At 70.2% G+C, this 16,167-nt stretch carries 18 protein-coding genes; 11 read left to right on the top strand and 7 right to left on the bottom strand.

Going from position 1 to position 16,167, the window contains the following annotated elements; genetic code table 11:
- Nucleotides 1-16: 16 nt before the first annotated feature.
- Nucleotides 17-1,696, top strand: a complete 1,680-nt coding sequence (gene recD / locus G6N64_RS11295; RefSeq protein ID WP_246231235.1) for an exodeoxyribonuclease V subunit alpha — start codon at nt 17-19, stop codon at nt 1,694-1,696.
- Nucleotides 1,693-2,349 carry a L,D-transpeptidase family protein gene (locus tag G6N64_RS11290; protein ID WP_163796965.1) on the top strand — a complete coding sequence of 219 codons (657 nt, stop codon included), beginning with the start codon at nt 1,693-1,695 and terminating at the stop codon, nt 2,347-2,349. Before recD ends, G6N64_RS11290 begins: the two co-directional genes overlap by 4 nt.
- A gap of 3 nt (nt 2,350-2,352) precedes the next feature.
- Here G6N64_RS11290 and G6N64_RS11285 read toward each other — a convergent pair whose 3' ends face one another.
- Nucleotides 2,353-3,342 (bottom strand): NAD-dependent epimerase/dehydratase family protein, encoded by a 990-nt coding sequence (locus G6N64_RS11285; protein WP_163796964.1) that lies wholly within the window; start codon nt 3,340-3,342, stop codon nt 2,353-2,355.
- A 127-nt stretch (nt 3,343-3,469) separates the two neighbouring features.
- Between G6N64_RS11285 and G6N64_RS11280 the strand changes: the two genes are divergently transcribed.
- The 3 genes from G6N64_RS11280 to mbp1 all read left to right on the top strand — a co-directional run bounded on the left by G6N64_RS11280 (nt 3,470) and on the right by mbp1 (nt 5,306).
- A complete protein-coding gene (locus G6N64_RS11280) occupies nt 3,470-4,117 on the top strand; it encodes an SOUL family heme-binding protein (RefSeq protein WP_163796963.1) in 648 nt (215 codons plus the stop codon).
- A gap of 8 nt (nt 4,118-4,125) precedes the next feature.
- The gene (locus G6N64_RS11275) at nt 4,126-4,920 is read left to right on the top strand and encodes a TspO-related membrane protein (protein WP_174266791.1); all 795 of its coding nucleotides are present in this window, start codon (nt 4,126-4,128) and stop codon (nt 4,918-4,920) included.
- 146 nt (nt 4,921-5,066) lie between these two features.
- Complete coding sequence (gene mbp1, locus G6N64_RS11270) at nt 5,067-5,306, top strand: microaggregate-binding protein 1 (protein WP_163796961.1); 240 nt, start codon at nt 5,067-5,069, stop codon at nt 5,304-5,306.
- A gap of 114 nt (nt 5,307-5,420) precedes the next feature.
- Here mbp1 and G6N64_RS11265 read toward each other — a convergent pair whose 3' ends face one another.
- Entirely contained in the window at nt 5,421-5,876 is a 456-nt protein-coding gene (locus G6N64_RS11265; RefSeq protein ID WP_163796960.1) for a carboxymuconolactone decarboxylase family protein, read from the bottom strand.
- Between the two features lie 57 nt (nt 5,877-5,933).
- Here G6N64_RS11265 and G6N64_RS11260 point away from each other — a divergent pair, with 57 nt between their 5' ends.
- Nucleotides 5,934-6,278, top strand: a complete 345-nt coding sequence (locus tag G6N64_RS11260; protein ID WP_163796959.1) for a GNAT family N-acetyltransferase — start codon at nt 5,934-5,936, stop codon at nt 6,276-6,278.
- A gap of 11 nt (nt 6,279-6,289) precedes the next feature.
- Here the strand turns inward: G6N64_RS11260 and usfY are convergent, their stop codons facing one another.
- Nucleotides 6,290-6,592, bottom strand: coding sequence for a protein UsfY (gene usfY / locus G6N64_RS11255; protein ID WP_163796958.1), 303 nt, complete (start codon nt 6,590-6,592; stop codon nt 6,290-6,292).
- Nucleotides 6,593-7,104: 512 nt separating this feature from the next.
- Here usfY and G6N64_RS11250 point away from each other — a divergent pair.
- The 3 genes from G6N64_RS11250 to G6N64_RS11240 all read left to right on the top strand — a co-directional run bounded on the left by G6N64_RS11250 (nt 7,105) and on the right by G6N64_RS11240 (nt 10,597).
- Nucleotides 7,105-8,739 carry a fatty acyl-AMP ligase gene (locus G6N64_RS11250; protein ID WP_163796957.1) on the top strand — a complete coding sequence of 545 codons (1,635 nt, stop codon included), beginning with the start codon at nt 7,105-7,107 and terminating at the stop codon, nt 8,737-8,739.
- A gap of 66 nt (nt 8,740-8,805) precedes the next feature.
- Nucleotides 8,806-9,648: a GAF and ANTAR domain-containing protein gene (locus tag G6N64_RS11245; protein ID WP_163796956.1), complete on the top strand. Its 843-nt coding sequence runs from the start codon at nt 8,806-8,808 to the stop codon at nt 9,646-9,648.
- Between the two features lie 4 nt (nt 9,649-9,652).
- Entirely contained in the window at nt 9,653-10,597 is a 945-nt protein-coding gene (locus G6N64_RS11240) for an NYN domain-containing protein (protein ID WP_163796955.1), read from the top strand.
- Between the two features lie 80 nt (nt 10,598-10,677).
- On the opposite strand, the gene G6N64_RS11235 is transcribed toward G6N64_RS11240, so the two are convergent.
- The 4 genes from G6N64_RS11235 to G6N64_RS11220 form a co-directional block, all read right to left on the bottom strand.
- Nucleotides 10,678-11,244: a carboxymuconolactone decarboxylase family protein gene (locus G6N64_RS11235; protein WP_246231112.1), complete on the bottom strand. Its 567-nt coding sequence runs from the start codon at nt 11,242-11,244 to the stop codon at nt 10,678-10,680.
- A gap of 63 nt (nt 11,245-11,307) precedes the next feature.
- Nucleotides 11,308-12,009, bottom strand: coding sequence for an ANTAR domain-containing protein (locus G6N64_RS11230; protein ID WP_246231110.1), 702 nt, complete (start codon nt 12,007-12,009; stop codon nt 11,308-11,310).
- A gap of 204 nt (nt 12,010-12,213) precedes the next feature.
- Nucleotides 12,214-13,227: an NAD(P)H-binding protein gene (locus tag G6N64_RS11225; protein ID WP_163796954.1), complete on the bottom strand. Its 1,014-nt coding sequence runs from the start codon at nt 13,225-13,227 to the stop codon at nt 12,214-12,216.
- 65 nt (nt 13,228-13,292) lie between these two features.
- Nucleotides 13,293-13,712 carry a very short patch repair endonuclease gene (locus G6N64_RS11220; protein WP_163796953.1) on the bottom strand — a complete coding sequence of 140 codons (420 nt, stop codon included), beginning with the start codon at nt 13,710-13,712 and terminating at the stop codon, nt 13,293-13,295.
- 62 nt (nt 13,713-13,774) lie between these two features.
- Between G6N64_RS11220 and G6N64_RS11215 the strand changes: the two genes are divergently transcribed.
- Nucleotides 13,775-15,037 (top strand): DNA cytosine methyltransferase, encoded by a 1,263-nt coding sequence (locus G6N64_RS11215; protein ID WP_163796952.1) that lies wholly within the window; start codon nt 13,775-13,777, stop codon nt 15,035-15,037.
- Complete coding sequence (locus G6N64_RS11210; RefSeq protein WP_163796951.1) at nt 15,034-16,167, top strand: DNA cytosine methyltransferase; 1,134 nt, start codon at nt 15,034-15,036, stop codon at nt 16,165-16,167. The genes G6N64_RS11215 and G6N64_RS11210 overlap by 4 nt, the downstream gene beginning before the upstream one ends.

Here is a 16,167-nt window from a genome sequence, read left to right as displayed (position 1 = left end):
GGCCGGCGCGGCCGGTCTGCTGCGCGAGTTCAACGACGCCGGCGTGCTCGACGCCTCCGACGTCCTCGTCGCGCAGCGCGTGACCGCTCTCGCCGGCGAGGCCGATGAGCGGGTGGCGCTGGCAGCGGCACTGACCGTGCGCGCATTGCGCGGCGGGTCGGTGTGCCTGGAATTGGCCGGTGTCGCCGAGCAGGTCGACCTTCCCGAGCTGCCCTGGCCCGACGTCGACGGATGGTTGACCGCCGTGCGTGCGAGCCCTCTCGTCGACACCCCTCCGCACGTGCTGCGGCTGCGCGGTGACGCCATCTACCTCGACCGCTACTGGCGTGAGGAGCAGCAGGTGGCCGAGGACCTGCTGGCCATTGTGTCCGCCGATCCGACGACGGCGTCCGCCACCGACGTCGAGCGGCTGTTCCCGCCCGGCTACGCCGAACAGCGCGCCGCCGCCGAACTGGCTCTGCGGCAACGACTCACGGTCATCACGGGCGGGCCGGGCACCGGCAAGACGACGACGGTGGCGCGGCTGCTGGCCCTGCTGGCCGGCGACGCGCACGCCAAGGGTTCCCCGCCGCTGCGCATTGCGCTGGCCGCACCGACCGGCAAGGCCGCCGCCCGCCTGCAGGAGGCGGTCCGTGCCGAGATCGCCCAGCTCGACCTCGTCGACCAGCGGCGCATCGCGGGACTGCAGGCCACCACGATGCACCGGCTGCTCGGCAGCAGGCCGGACAACTCGTCGCGGTTCCGCCACCACCGCGGCAACCGCCTGCCGCACGACGTGGTGGTGGTCGACGAGACCTCGATGGTGTCGTTGACGATGATGGCGCGGCTGCTCGAGGCGGTGCGGCCGGAGGCGCGGCTGCTGCTGGTGGGCGACCCCGACCAGCTCGCGTCGGTGGATGCGGGTGCGGTGCTCGCCGACCTCGTCGACGGGCTCGGCGCGCGCGTCGACGTGCGCATCGCGGAGTTGAAGACGCCACACCGGTTCGGTGCGGCGATCGGCGCGCTGGCCCTGGCGATCCGGGACGGCGACGCGGACGCGGCGATCGACGTGCTGCGCGAGGGCGGTGAACACGTCGAGTGGATCGACGCGGAGGACCCGGGCCCGGCCCTGCGCGCGGTGTTGCTCCCTTCCGCAATGGATCTGCGCCGCGCGGCGATCCTCCGCGACGGCAAGGCGGCACTCGCCACGCTCGACGAGCACCGCCTGCTGTGCGCGCACCGGCGCGGCCCGCACGGGGTGGCGCACTGGAACCGGCAGGTCGAGCGGTGGCTGACGGATGCGACCGGTGAGCCGATCTGGGCGGCCTGGTACGCCGGCCGGCCGATCCTCGTCACCGCGAACGACTACGGGCTGGGGATCTACAACGGCGACGTCGGGGTGACGCTGATCGACGACGCCGGGCTCCGGGCCGTGGTCGCAGGCAGCGCGGCGCCGGTCGAGTTCGCGATCAGCCGGTTGGCCGACGTCGAGACGATGCACGCGATGACCATCCACAAGAGCCAGGGCAGCCAGGCCCGGGAGGTGACGGTGCTGATGCCGCCGGTCGACTCGCGGCTGCTGACCCGGGAGTTGTTCTACACGGCGGTGACCCGGGCGAAGGAGAAGGTCCGGGTGGTGGGGTCGGCCGACGAGGTGCGCGAGGCCATTTCGCGCCGGGCCGTGCGCGCCACCGGGCTAGCATCGAGGTTGAGATGAAGACCGCCATCGCCCTGCTGATCGCCGTCGCGCTGACCGCGTCCGAGATGCCGTCCGCCCACGGCGACCCGATGCCGACCCCGACCGAGCAGCTGATCGTCGTCACCGCGCCCACCGCGGATTCCGACGTCGGGAGGCTGGCGGCGTACGAGCGCACCGGACGTGAGTGGCGCCTAGTGCGCGGTCCGATCGACGCCGACCTCGGCGAACTCGGCGTGGGTGCTCCCGCCGACGACGTCTTCCGCACCCCGACGGGCACGTTCCCGCTGGGCCTGGCGTTCGGCCGCGAGCCGAATCCCGGTACGTCGCTGCCCTATACGCAGGTGACCGCGCAGGACTGGTGGGACGAGGACGTCGACTCCCCCACCTACAACACCATGGTCCGGTCGGATGAGATGCCCTCCGAGGACGCCGAGAACCTTTACACCTCGGGCCAGATGTACGACTATGCGGTGCTCGTCGAGCACAATCCGGAGCGCATCCCGGGCCGGTCGGCCGGGATCTTCCTGCACGTCACCGACGACGAGCCGACGTGGGGCTGTATCGCCGTCGAGCGCGACGAGATGCGTTCGCTGCTGCAGTGGCTGACGCCGTCGGCCAACCCGCGGATCACGATCGGCGTGGGTCCCGAGCCGGTGCCGCCTGCCGCGTAGGCGCTACAGGCGTCCGACGCCGCGCAGACCCTCGACGGTGTCGGCGAGCGTCTCCGCCGGGTCGCGCTGCACGATGCCGAGGTCCCGTTCGGCCGGTCCGTCGTCGGACGCCGGCATCTGGGTGTAGTACTGCATCGCCGCGGAGTCGATCGGGGTCTCGAACGGCAGCCGGTCTCCGATCACGTCGAACAGCCGGCCCAGCGCGCGCAGCCCGCTGTCGGGCACGGGGACCGCGACGAGGGGCCGGTTCGCGGCCTCGCCGATCAGCTTCGCGAGGCGGGCGACCGGCACGCGCTGGCCGCCGGCCATGTATCGGCGCGGCCCCTTGCCGGGTTCCAGCAGGGCGACGTGCAGGTCGGCGAGATCACGGACGTCGATCACGATCCAGGCGGCGCTGCGGCCGGGCACGCCGTACATCTTGACCGCGGCCTCGACGCCCTCGGCGGCCTCGCCGAACTGGTCTCCCGCGGGCGGGCCGAGCACCATGCCGGGATAGGAGATGCTGACGGGCGCGCCGGCGTCCTGCAGGCCGCGGGCGTAGGCCTCGACGACGGCCTTGGACTTGCCGTAGCCGTCGGAGCCACCGACCACGGGCAGGTCGGCGTGCAGGGTCTCCAGACCGGGCCGGAACAGTGCCGAGAAGCTCGAGACGTGCACGACGGGGTCGATGCCGGCCTTCACCGCGCCGCCGAGGACGTTGCGCGCGCCCTCCAGGTTGGTGAAGAGCATCTCGTCGGCACGTGCCGGATCGGTCGACACCATTGCGGCGCAATGGATCACGCCGTCGCAGCCCTCGAGTGCGGTCGCGGTGGTGGACGCGTCGGCGATGTCGCCGACGACGTGGTCGCCGATGTCCACGCCGATCCGCTCCGCACTGGTGCGCAGGCGGTCGGGGTTGCGGACGAGGAACCGCACCTGGTGGCCGGCGTCCTGCGCGGCCTTCGCGGTCCAGGCGCCGACGAAGCCCGTGCCACCGGTGACGAGTACGCGCAACGGACCCTCCCAGGTTCAGCGCACCGACCGACCGGCACGACGGGTGGAATGTATCGCACGCCCAACCGTCAGCGATTCGTCACGCGCTGCGGGTGTATGAGGCCCCAGCCGTGGGAACCTCGACATCATGATCGGACGCGTGGCATCACTGGTGGGTCAGGTCGGCGAGTCGCTGCTGTCGATCGTCGGCATCCGCAACGGCACCGAGGAACCGCGCCACAATAGCGAGCCTCTGGGCGACGGCGTCGAACTGCGCGAGTACGGCACGCGCATCGCCGCCGAGACCACGGTGACCGCAGTCGAGGCCGACGAGGAGGGCGCGCGCAGCGAGGGCTTCCGCCGGCTGGCGGGCTACATCTTCGGCAAGAACACCACGAGCGGCGACATCGCGATGACCGCGCCGGTGGTGCAGTCCCGCGAGGGCAAGAAGATCGCGATGACGGCGCCGGTCGCGCAGTCCGCGCAGGACGTGGAGGTCGGCACCGGCTGGGTGATCCGCTTCTTCATGCCCTCGAAGTGGACGCTCGAGACGCTGCCCAAGCCCGTCGACGAGCGGGTGCGTCTGGTCGAGGTTCCCGGGGAGACGTTCGCGGTGCTGAGGTTCAGCGGCGACCGCGGTCCGGACGCCGTCGCGAAGAAGACCGCCGAGCTGCTCGACGTGGTCAAGGCCTACGGGTTCGAGCCGTCCGGGGAGCCGGCGGCGTGGTTCTACGACCCGCCGTGGACCCTGCCGCCCCTGCGCCGCAACGAGATCGCCGTCCCGGTGGCGGTGTGACCTCGACCGTGCCTGCAACGTCCCATCCCACCCGTGCGGCCGTCGCCTGGCGCTGGGTGGCGCTGGTGCTGGCGTTGAGCCAGCTGGCGGCGCCCGCGGTGACGAGCGCGCTGGCGGGTGACTTCCTGGCGTCCGGTGCGACCAACCGGGCACTGATCACCCCCGCCGGGTACGCGTTCGGGCTGTGGGGCGTGATCACCGTCTTGAGCGCCGTCACGGCCGTCGTGATCGTGCGGTACGGCCTCGGATCCTGGTGGGAGACCGGGATTCTCATCGACATCTGCATCGTCTTCGTCGGCTTCAGCCTGTGGTTGGTCATTGCCGCGCAGAGCTGGCTGTGGGTCAGCGTCGTGGTGTTCGGCGTAATGGTCGGCGCGCTGGCGCACGTCATGCGCAAGCTGATCCGGCACCGCGACGATCTGACCTGCCCGTCGTGGGCGGCGACGCTGGCGACGGTGACCTTCGGGCTCTATCTCGGCTGGAGCAGCATCGCCTGGTTCGCGAACGTCGCGGCGGCCTTCCTCGACGAGGGCTGGTCCGCCGAGGGTTGGTGGTGGCAGTTCGTGGTGCTCGTCCTGGCGTCGGTGTCGGCGATCGGAGTGACGCTCATGCTCCGCGGCACCCTCGGCTACGTGGCGGGTGTGCTGTGGGCTCTCGTGGCGATCGCGGTCGGCGCAGCGCAGCGCGGCAGCCCGGTACTGGTGTCGACCGCGGCAGTCGCCGCGGTGGTCGTGGCGGTGGTGGCTGCGGTGACGTGGCAGCGGCTGGGCCGACGCGCGCGAATATCCCCTGCGACGGCGTGACGGACCCGGTTTCCGCAGATCACAAACCAAAGGTGACGATGCTAACAAGGTGCTTGCTATAGCTAGCACCAGCTTGCAGACTGATTCCACACGTACTCGGCAGCATCCCAAAGCAGGCGGCCGAGGCACCCAAGGAAGGGAATCGAATGTCTGTTACCAGCGGACCCATCAATCTCGTCAAGAGCGTCCTCGACCTGGGGGTCGGCGTCGTGAAGCAGATCCTCGGCGTCGTCCTGGGCAACGAGAAGCTCGAGGAGCAGGGCAAGGCCCAGCAGGACAAGGCCGAGGCTGAGAAGGACGTCGCCAAGAAGGAGGCGGAGGCGGAAGCCGCCCGCGCCGAGGCGAAGACCCAGGAAGCGCGCCAGAAGGCCGCCGAGAAGTCCTGATCTCCCTGGTCCCTGCGTAGACCGAACGCAGAGACAGCACGCGCAGACCGAGCGCAAAGACCGAAGCACTGAAGAGCAGCCACTCCCCCGGGTGGCTGCTCTTCTGCTTTTCCGCTACGGCTTGACGAGGTGCCTGCTGAGGATCGCCACCCGGTTGAACGCGTTGATGGCGGTGGCCACCCAGATGACGGCGGACAGCTCGTCGTCGCCGAGCACCTTCCTCGCCCGGCCGTACTCGCGCTCGGCGGTGTCGTGATCGGGCAGCGTCGTGGTGATCTCGGCGAGCCGCAGTGCCGCCTGTTCGCGTTCGCTGAACAGTTCGGTGTCCCGCCACACGGCGACGGTGGTCAGCTGCTTCTCGGTGACGCCCGCCGCGGCCGCCTTCCGGTGGTGGACGTCCAGGCAGGTCGGGCAGCCGTTGATCTGCGAGACGCGGACGTTGACCAGTTCGACGAGGCTCCGCTCGAGTCCCGCGTCCGTGGCGGTCTTGCCGACGGCCACCGAGGCGCCGACGAAGGCCTTGTAGGCGTCGGGGCTCTGCTTGTCGACGTGCACGTGCTCGATGTCCACCAGTAGCCTTTGGATCGTTGGAGTCGGACCCGATCGTACGCAGCCGGGAGGAGTGCCATGACGCTGACCGACAAGACCGGATCACCCGTGTCCGTGGTCCGCGAGGACGACGCCTTTGCGGTCATGGTCGACGAGAACGTCGTCGGGCGAACGTACTTCGTCGACCGCGACGGTCAGCGCGTCTTCTTCCACACCGAGGTCGACGCCGCCCACGGTGGCCGCGGCCTGTCGACCATCGTCATCGCAGAGGCGCTCGTGGCAACGCGGTCGGAGGGGCTGCGCATCGTGCCGGTGTGCCCGACGGTGGCGAGATACGTCACCGCCCATCCCGAGTTCGCCGACGTCGTGGACAAGCCGACCCGCGAGATCATGGCCTGGCTGCGGTCGACCGTCGAGACCTAGACCCCGGGCTACTAGGCGCGGGCGCGCGGCACCGGGTGGTCGGCGTCCCACTGGCGCTCGACGCGCTTGACCCGGTGGTGTTCGACCGCGACGAGGATCGCGCCCGCGGTCACCAGCGCGCCGGCGATCAGCCCGAGCGTCAGCTGCAGGTCCGTGCGGCCGTACGCCGTCGCGGCGACGAACCCGGCGATCATCGCCGTGCCGAGCATGATGAGCCCGAGGCCAGGTAGCCACAGCGTGTCGATGAACGACTCACCGGCGTGTGGCTGGCACGTGCGGGAGTGGTCGACGGGATCTCGATGTGCGCCCTTCATGGGTGTCTCCCTTCGAAGATTCCTCCACCGTACGCCGATTGTGAGCTACATCACATCTCCTCCTCCGGCGAGCGTGCGTGTTTGCGGGCGACACGCCGTCGACGGACCTGAGTTTGCGCACGCTCGCGAGTGAACCGGACCCCGAGACCGTCCCGAGCGGTGTCCCTCACCGGCGCGTCAACGACCGATGACGGCGCGCGCCCACCCATGGGCGCCGGCGAGGACGGCCCGCGCGCAACCCATCCGTACCCCCGATCGACACAGAACCGTGTCCACGTCGTGCGGTGCCGATTGGCACGTCGCCGCCATGGGGCGCGGTACCGTGATGCGCGGTTGACAACACAGCCATCCGGACCCGTCACGGCGGCGACGTCATCGTCCCCACCGAGAGCACTGCTCACCGACTCGGCCGACCCTCGTACGGTTGTGCCTGAATGACGGAGTCCCTTGGCTACCTACTCTGTGACGTCCGCGTCGCCAAGCCACGTCCTGTTGCCAGTGGAGGTGTCGCAGTGAGTCGCTTCACCGAAGCGATGTTCGCCAACGCGCTGTCCAGTCCTCGCGGCATGGTGACCGGCGAGCCCGATGCGCCGGTCCGGCACACTTGGGCCGAGGTCCACGAACGTGCCCGCAAGATCGCGGGCGGGCTGGCGAAGGCCGGCGTCGGCCACGGTGACGCCGTTGCCGTGCTTGCGGGCGCACCGGTCGAGATCGCACCGACGGCACAGGGCATCTGGATGCGCGGCGCGTCGCTGACGATGCTCCATCAGCCGACCCCCCGCACCAACCTCGAACGCTGGGCGGAGGAGACCACCGCCGTCATCGGGATGATCCGCGCTGCCGCCGTCGTCGTCTCCGACCCGTTCATGCCCGCCGCGCCGCTGCTCGAGCAGCTGGGCCTCAACGTGGTGACCATCGAAGACCTGCTGGCCGCCGACCCGATCGACCCGATCGACACCGACGAAGGCGACCTCGCGCTGCTACAGCTGACCTCCGGATCGACGGGTTCGCCGAAGGCCGTCCAGATCACGCACCGCAACGTGGTGTCCAACGCCGAGGCGATGTTCATCGGCGCGGACTTCGACCAAGAGACAGACGTCATCGTCAGCTGGCTGCCGTGCTTCCACGACATGGGTCTGACGGGCTACCTGACCGTGCCGATGTACTTCGGCGCCGAGCTGGTCAAGGTCACGCCGATGGACTTCCTGCGCGACACCCTGCTGTGGGCCCGGCTGATCGACAAGTACAAGGGCACCATGACCGCCGCCCCCAACTTTGCGTACACATTGTTCGCGAAGCGACTGCGCCGCCAGGCCACGCCGGGTCAGTTCGACCTGTCGAGCCTGCGGTGGGCGCTGTCGGGTTCCGAGCAGGTCGAACCCGCCGACGTCGAGGACCTGATCGAGGCGGGCGCACCGTTCGGATTGCGCCACGAGGCGATCGTCCCCGCGTACGGCATGGCGGAAACCACTGTGGGCGTGGCGTTTTCGGAGTCGGGCGGCGGCATGGTCATCGACGAGGTCGACGCCGACCTGCTGTCGGCGCTCCGTCGCGCAATCCCAGCCACCCGCGGCAACACCCGTCGCCTGGTGTCGCTCGGCAAGGTGCTCAAGGGCTTGGAGATCCGGGCCGTCGCGGACGACGGACGCATCCTGCCGCAGCGCGCAGTCGGCGTGCTGCAGGTGCGGGGCGAGCCGGTGACCTCCGGGTACATGACGATCGCGGGATTCGTTGCGGCACAGGACGAGCAGGGCTGGTACGACACCGGCGACCTCGGCTACCTCACCGAGACCGACCAGGTCGTGGTCTGCGGCCGGGTCAAGGACGTCATCATCATGGCCGGCCGCAACGTGTACCCCACCGACATCGAGCGCGCTGCCGCACGGGTCGACGGCGTGCGCGCGGGCTGCGCGGTGGCGGTGCGTCTCGACGCCGGTCAGTCGCGCGAGAGCTTCGCGGTCGCGGTCGAGTCCAAGGAGTACGAGAACCCCGACGAGGTGCGGCGCATCGAGAAGCAGGTGGCGCACGAGGTGGTCGCCGAGGTCGACGTCCGGCCGCGCAACGTCGTCGTCCTCGAACCCGGCATGATCCCCAAGACGCCGTCGGGCAAGCTCCGTCGTGCGCACGCCGTGCCGCTGGTCTCCTGATCGTGGGGTTTCCCGCCTCGACGTGCGCCGAGTAAGTTGGGCCGCCTGTGCACGTGTAGGAGGGCCATGGCCGAGTTCGACGGGCAGCCGGGCCGCGAGGCGCCGCCTGCCTGTGACGTCTCCGCCGAGCAGGCGCAGTCCGACGAGGTCGACCTGCACCAGGGCCTGAGCAGCCTGGCTCACGTGGTCGCCGACGCGCGCAGTGTCGAGGACCTGCTGTCCGACGTAGCCTCCTTCGCCGTTCAGGCCATCCCGGGTGTCGACGGCGCCGGGGTGACCCTCGTCGAGTTCGTCAGCGGTAGCCCGCGCGCGCACGCCTGGGCGGCCACCCCGGGGTTCGTGCGCGACATCGAGATCCTGCAGTACAACAAGCTGCAGGAGGGCCCGTGCATCACCTGCATGCAGACACGCCGGCCCGCGGTGAGCGGCTCCATCGGCAGCGACGACCGGTGGCCCCGGCTCCGCGGTTCGGTCGCCCGCATGGGCGTGCACTCGGTGCTGGCGCTGCCGATGTTGATCGGCGACAAGGTGATCGGCGCGATCAACTCCTACGCGTACGAGCGAGACGTCTTCGCCGAGCACGCGGTGCGCGTCGGGGAGCAGTTCGCGGCGCCCGCCGCGGTGTCGATCTACAACGCGCAGCTGCTCGCGACGGCGCGGGAGAGCACCGAACGGATGCGTCGTGCGCTCGAGAGCCGGACGGTGATCGACCAGGCCATCGGGATCGTCCGCAGCCGGTCGGGCATCGCCGCCGAGGACGCCTTCGAGCGGCTGACAAAGATCAGCCAGGCCGAGAACGTCAAGCTGCACGTCGTCGCCGAACGGCTGGTCGACGAGGCGGTGCGGAAGGCGCAGCTGCGTCAGGGTTCGGGGCCGCAGAACGCCGCCGACGTCGATGGACGAGACTGATGCCATGACGGAACCCGGTGCCACCACCCGCGTCGCGGTCTACCTCGACTTCGACAACATCGTCATCTCGCGGTACGACCAGGTGAACGGTCGCAGCTCCTTCATGAAGGACAAGTCGAAGGCGAAGGGCCTGCCGCCCGAGCGCCTGGAGCGCGCGACGGTCGACGTCGGCGCGATCATCGACTTCGCGTCGTCGTTCGGCACGCTGGTGCTCACCCGCGCCTATGCGGACTGGTCGGCCGGCGTCAACGCCGACTACCGGGGACAGCTCGTCGGCCGCGCCGTCGACCTCGTTCAGCTCTTTCCCGCCGCGGCGTACGGCAAGAACGGCGCCGACATCCGGCTCGCGGTCGACGCGGTCGAGGACATGTTCCGACTGCCCGATCTGACCCACGTGGTGATCGTCGCGGGCGACTCGGACTACATCGCCCTGGCGCAGCGCTGCAAGCGGCTCGGCCGGTACGTCGTCGGGATCGGCGTGGCCGGGTCGTCGAGCAAGTCGCTCGCCGCCGCGTGCGACGACTTCGTCATCTACGACGCGCTGCCCGGCGTCCCCGTGTTCGAACCCGATCCGGTGCCGGTCGAAGAACCCGACGAGACCGACGAGTCGGATGACGCCGAGAACCCGGACGAGCCGGCGGAGAAGACGCCGCGCAAGCGGGCCGCCCGGCGCAGCAGCAAGCCCGCCGGTCCGCCCGGGGAACCCGAGCAGCCCGACCCGCAGACCGCCGCGACCGGCCTGCTCAAGCGTGCGCTGCAGATCGGCCTGGAGAAGGACGACGTCGACTGGCTGCACAACTCGGCGGTCAAGGCGCAGATGAAGCGCATGGACCCGTCGTTCAGCGAGAAGTCGCTCGGCTTCCGGTCTTTCAGCGACTTCCTGCGCTCGCGTACCGACGTCGTCGACCTCGACGAGAGTTCGACGACGCGGCTGGTGAAGCTGAAGTAGTACCGCCTGGCGCCGAGACTACGGTTGTTGACGGATTTCTCGAGATATCCGTCAACGAGCGTAGTTTCGGCGTAACACAGCTAGGACTCCGGCACGTCCACGTCGAATGCGTTGAGCAGCACCGACACCAGGCTGTAGCAGCCGATCAGGTAGACGAGTTCCGCCGCCCCGTCCGCGCCGAACGCCTCGACAGCGGCCCGGTAGGTGGCCTCCGGCAGCGCCCCGCCGCGGCTCAGTGCGGCCGCCACGTCGTACGCGGCGCCTTCGTCTGCGGTGAGGTCGCCCGGACGCTGCCCCGCGACGATGGTGGCGATCTTGGCCGCGGTCAGGTCGGTGGCGGCGGCGACGCGTTCGTGGGCGTACAGCTCGTATCGCGCGCCGGCCGCGGCGCCGGTCACCAGAATCGCGACCTCGTGCGGCGCCTTCGGCAGCGTGGTGTGGTCCATCAGTGACTTCGTGAAGCGCCACGCCGGACCACCCCAGTCGGGGAAGTGCAGCATCGGGGCGAACGGGCCGACGAGTGCACCGTCGGCACGCTCCGACACGAACCCGTGCAGGTGCTCGTGGACGGTCTGAGCGATCTCGTCGTGGAGGGCCCGTTGGTCACCGGACATGCTCGCGGGCGGGATGGGCGGCAGACGCAGCATCGGCACTCTCCTCGTTCGATCGGATGACACTGGAAGTCACCCCGATCAGACCACGACCTGGAGTCAGGTGCTCGTCGGCTCGGGGCCTCTCGCCACCAGCTCCGCGGCGACGTCGACGAGCCGCGTGTTCGACTCCTGCGACAGCCGCTTCAACAGTTCGAAGGCGTGCAGCGCGTCGACGTCGAACCGTTCCATGATCATTCCCTTGGCCTGTCCGATGACGTCCCGGCTAGCCAACGCTGAGCGGAACTGCAGGTCCTTGTCGTCGGCGATCAGTGCGACGGCCGCCTGGGTGGCCAGCAACGCGGCCAGTGCCTCGGCGTCGGCGGTGAACACGTCGCGTTCTCCGGCGAACAGATTCAGGGCCCCCGCGCGGGAATTGTGGGTGTAGAGCCGGAAGGACAGCATGGCGTGCACCCCGGCGGCGATGGCGGATTCGGCGAACCGGGGCCACCGCGTCTCCTGGCTGAGGTCGTTGCTCACGGTCGCCACGTCGTCGAGCGCGGCGTCGAGGCAGGGTCCCTCCTGATAGCGGCGCTGCACGTCGTCGAGGTCGATGGCCACCTGGCTGGTGGCTGCGACCGACTCGAACACGTCGGCACCCGAGATGAGCAGCACGTCCGCGTAGTCGACACCCTCGATCAATTCGACGGCCGCAGTCGTCACCCGGGACAGCGTGGTGGCGATGTCGGTGGGCTTGCGGAACTGCGCGGTCAGTTCGGACATGGTGGCGCGCAGGCCGTCGGTGTATTCGTGATCGTTCACGGCGACTTCCTCTCGCTCGACGGGGCGAAGCGAAGGGGGTCGTCAGACAGAATCGCCGGGAGATTCGATGACTGCGTCCGCGAGACGCGACGCACGGCGGAATGCCGTTGCAGACAGTTTTCTACCCGAGCATTACTCGATCAAACCGTTTCGCGGGGTTCGCCGGTCACGTCACATGCCCGTAAGAAAGGCTGGGACGCCGAATTACCGCGCGGTGCGTTCGCGCGCCCACTCCGGGTCGCTGGGCATCAGCTCCGCCGCCGACGGATCGGTGGGCTGGACGCCGGAGTCATCCGAGTAGGGCTGCTCGAGCGCCCGCGCCACCGCGTTGCGGTAGGTGGTCAGCCCCTTGGCCGGTGGCGCGATGACGGTGTCGACGTCGCGATCACCCATCACCGAATCTGACTTGAGGGACGCGACGAGCGGTCGCACCAGGCCCGCGGGCATCGGGGTGAGCAGCGCGATGCCCCAGCTGACGATCGCCGGCGTGAGCCCCGGCACGGGGACGATGCGTCGCGGGGGCAGGCCGGCCACGTCTCCGAATTCGCGCAGCACGTCCGCGTAGCGCAGGACGTTGGGGCCGCCGATGTCCCAGGTACGCGACGTCGGCACGGAGGCGGTCGCCGCCTCGGTGAGGTAGTGCAGGACGTCGTCGACGGCGATGGGTTGCACCAGGTGACGCGACCACCTCGGCACGGGCAGCACCGGTGACACCTCGACGAGATGGCGGATCATCTCGAACGACGCCGAGCCTGCGCCGATGACGACACCTGCTTGTAGCGCAACGGTTTCGATGCCCGACGCGAGCAGTGTGTCCCCGACGCTCGAGCGCGACTCGAGGTGCTTGGAGAGGTGCCCACCCGAGGGGTGCAGGCCGCCCAGGTAGACCACCCGCCGGACGCCCGCCCGGCGCGCGGCCTCGACGGTGTTGGTCGCCGAATCGGCCTCTTCGGACTCGAAGTCCGACGAGGTGCCCATCGAGTGGACCAGGTAGTAGAGCACGTCCACGCCGGCGCAGGCGGCGTCCAGCGATTCGGGGTCGGCGAGATCGGCCCGCACGACGTCGACGTCGTCGCGCCACGGGACCGAGTCGAGATCGCGGGGGTCGCGCGCCATGGCCTTCACCCGGTGGCCCGCCGCCAGCAGACGCGGAATCAGCCGGCCACCCACGTAGCCCGTCGATCCGGTCACCAGGCACGTCAATCGGTTCTCGCTCATCCCTGAGTCTTCCCCTGATACGGAGAACCCGAACGTGACCCTCGTGACGTCGCGGTGACGAGCGGCTACGAGGCCCTGTCCCGAACCACCTCGCGCACCCGCGAGGCGGCCTCCACCGGATCCTCGTGCTCCCACACCCGCACGCTGACCCAACCTGCTTCGGCCAGCCGCTCGTCGGTGTTGCGGTCGCGCGCCCGGTTCCCCTCGACCTTGTCCCGCCAGAACTTCGCGTTCGACGCGGAGACGGTGTGGTGTTCGGGGCAGCCGTGCCAGAAGCAGCCGTCGAGGAAGACGGCGACCCTCGCCCGCGGGAACACGAGGTCGGCGGTGCGACGCAGCCCGGGAAGCGGTTTCGCGGCGACCCGGTAGCGCAATCCGAGCCGGTGGACTGCGGACCGCAACGCCAGTTCCGGCTTGGTGTCCCGGCTCTTGTTCGACTGCATCCGCGCTCGCGCCTCCGGCGACGACGCCCACGACTCGGCCATGCCTCCAGCGTACGAACGGCGCGCCGCCGGACCAGCCGCACGGCGCGAAATAGGATCGCGGGGTGCTCGCCTCCCCTCCCGACGCCAGGCCAGACGTCGGGTTCGAGCGGTTCCGCACCCGGGCCGGCGTCTACGAGCGGATCCTTAACCGCCGTGACGGCCGCACGGTCACCAGCACGCTCGCCCAGGCGCCCGACGAAGGCACCGGCCCCGCTGACGCCGACGACGCCGAACGGGCGTGGCTCCAGAGCACCACCCCGCCCGCCGTGACCGGTACGCGCCGAGCGGTCCGCACGATCGACCTGTTCGCCGGCTGCGGCGGTCTGTCGATCGGCCTCGCCGAAGCCGCCCGCGCCCTCAACCGCCCCTTCCGGCCGCTGCTCGCCGTCGACCTCGACGCCACGGCAGTGAGCACCTATGCGACCAACTTTCCCACTGCCGCCGCGCTGCGCACCGACGTCGAGCAGCTGCTGCCCGGCGACGTCGGCGCCGCGCTCACCCCCGCCGAACGCCTGCTGGCGAGACGGCACCGCGACGTCGACGTGCTCGTCGGCGGCCCACCGTGCCAGGGCCACAGCGACTTCAACAACCGCACCCGCCACGTCGACGACAAGAACGAGCTGTACCGCACCATGGTCCGCGCCGCCGAGGTGTTCACGCCGACGCACGTCCTGATCGAGAACGTCCCGGGTGCGATCAACGACCGCCGCGCGGTCGTGCAGCGCACCGCCGACGCCCTCACCCACCTCGGCTACACCGTCACCGTCGGCGTGGTGAACCTCGCCGAGATCGGCGTCCCACAGACCCGCCGCCGCCTCATCCTGATGGCCAGCCTGGCGCACTCCCTCACTCCCGCAGAGGTGGTCGACCGGCACCGCCGCGACACCCGGACCGTCGCCTGGGCGTTCCGCGACCTCGAGGACACCGATCCCACGACCCTCCTGGACGCGACGGCGAAGTCCGCACCCGACACCCGCCGCCGCATCGACCACCTCTTCGACCACGGCCGCTTCGAACTCCCCGACAGCCAGCGGCCCGCCTGTCACGCCGGCGGCGGGCACAGCTACAAGTCCATCTACGGCCGCCTCACATGGGACCGGCCCGCGCAGACCGTCACCACGGGCTTCTACAGCATGTGCATGGGACGCAACGTCCACCCGAGCAGGCGGCGCACCATCACCGCGCACGAAGCCGCACGGCTGCAATGCATTCCGGACTGGTTTTCCTTCGACGGCGTCCAGCGGCGCACCGCGCTGGCACGAATGATCGGCAACGCCGTGCCCTCGCGGCTCAGCTACGCCGTCGCGCTGGAGTGGCTGCGATGACGCTGACCGTCGCGGGACTGTTCGCCGGGATCGGCGGCCTCGAACTCGGCATGACAGCTGGCGGCCACCGCACCGCACTGCTGGTCGAGAACAATCCCGTCGCCGCGCACGTGCTGCGCCGCCGCTTCCCCGACACGCCGATCGAGAGCGACGTCCGCGACGTCGACGCGCTCCCCCGCGGCACCGACCTGCTCGTCGCCGGATTCCCCTGCCAGGACCTCAGCAGCGTCGGCCGCAAGGCCGGAATCACCGGTGCGCGAAGCAGTCTCGTCGGCGAGGCACTGCGACTCGCCCGGCGCTCCGACGTGCCGTGGCTGGTGCTGGAGAACGTGCCGTTCCTCATGTCGCTCAACGGGGGCGCGGCGCTGCGGCTGGTCACCGAATCGCTGACCGCGCTGGGCTACCGGTGGGCGTACCGCGTCGTCGACACCAACGCCTTCGGCCTGCCGCAGCGGCGCAACCGGTGGTACCTGGTGGCGAGCCGCGACGGCGACCCCCGCGACGTGCTGCTGGCCGACGACGCCGAGAGACCGGAAGCGATCGCCACCTACCCGGACGTCGCCTGCGGCTTCTACTGGACCGAGGGCACGAGGTCGTTCGGCTGGGCGGTCGACGCGGTTCCACCGATCAAGTGCGGGTCGTCGGTGGGGGTGGCGTCACCCCCGGCGATTCGGCTGCCGTCGGGCGAGTACGTGACCCCCGACATCCGGGATGCCGAACGGCTGCAGGGCTTTCCGAGCGACTGGACCGCCCCGGCCGACGAGGTCGCCAAAGGCGGTGAACGCTGGCGCATGGTGGGCAACTCGGTGAGCGTGCCGGTGGCCGCGTGGATCGGCCGACGTCTCGACGAGCCCGGACGCTACGACGCCGCTGACGACGAACCGTGGGCGGGACCCAGGTGGCCGCGGAAGGCGGCATGGGCCGACACCGATGGCGTCGTGTACGGGGCTGACGTGGGGCCGTGGCCGCAGTGGGCGGACAGGGTGCCGCTGGAGCACTTCCTGCAGCACCCCGGGAAGCCGCTCTCCGGCCGCGCGGCAACCGGCTTCATCAGCCGAACGCACAAGGGCAGCTTGCGTTTTCCGCCGGGCTTCGTCGACGAACTGACCGACTACGCCGCCGCGCGGTGA

Origin of the sequence: Mycolicibacterium sediminis, assembly GCF_010731735.1 — a bacterium.
Classification (GTDB): Bacteria; Actinomycetota; Actinomycetes; order Mycobacteriales; family Mycobacteriaceae; genus Mycobacterium; species Mycobacterium sediminis.
The sequence above is the reverse complement of the archived record's forward strand: the minus strand, read 5'-3'. Positions and strand labels throughout refer to the sequence as shown.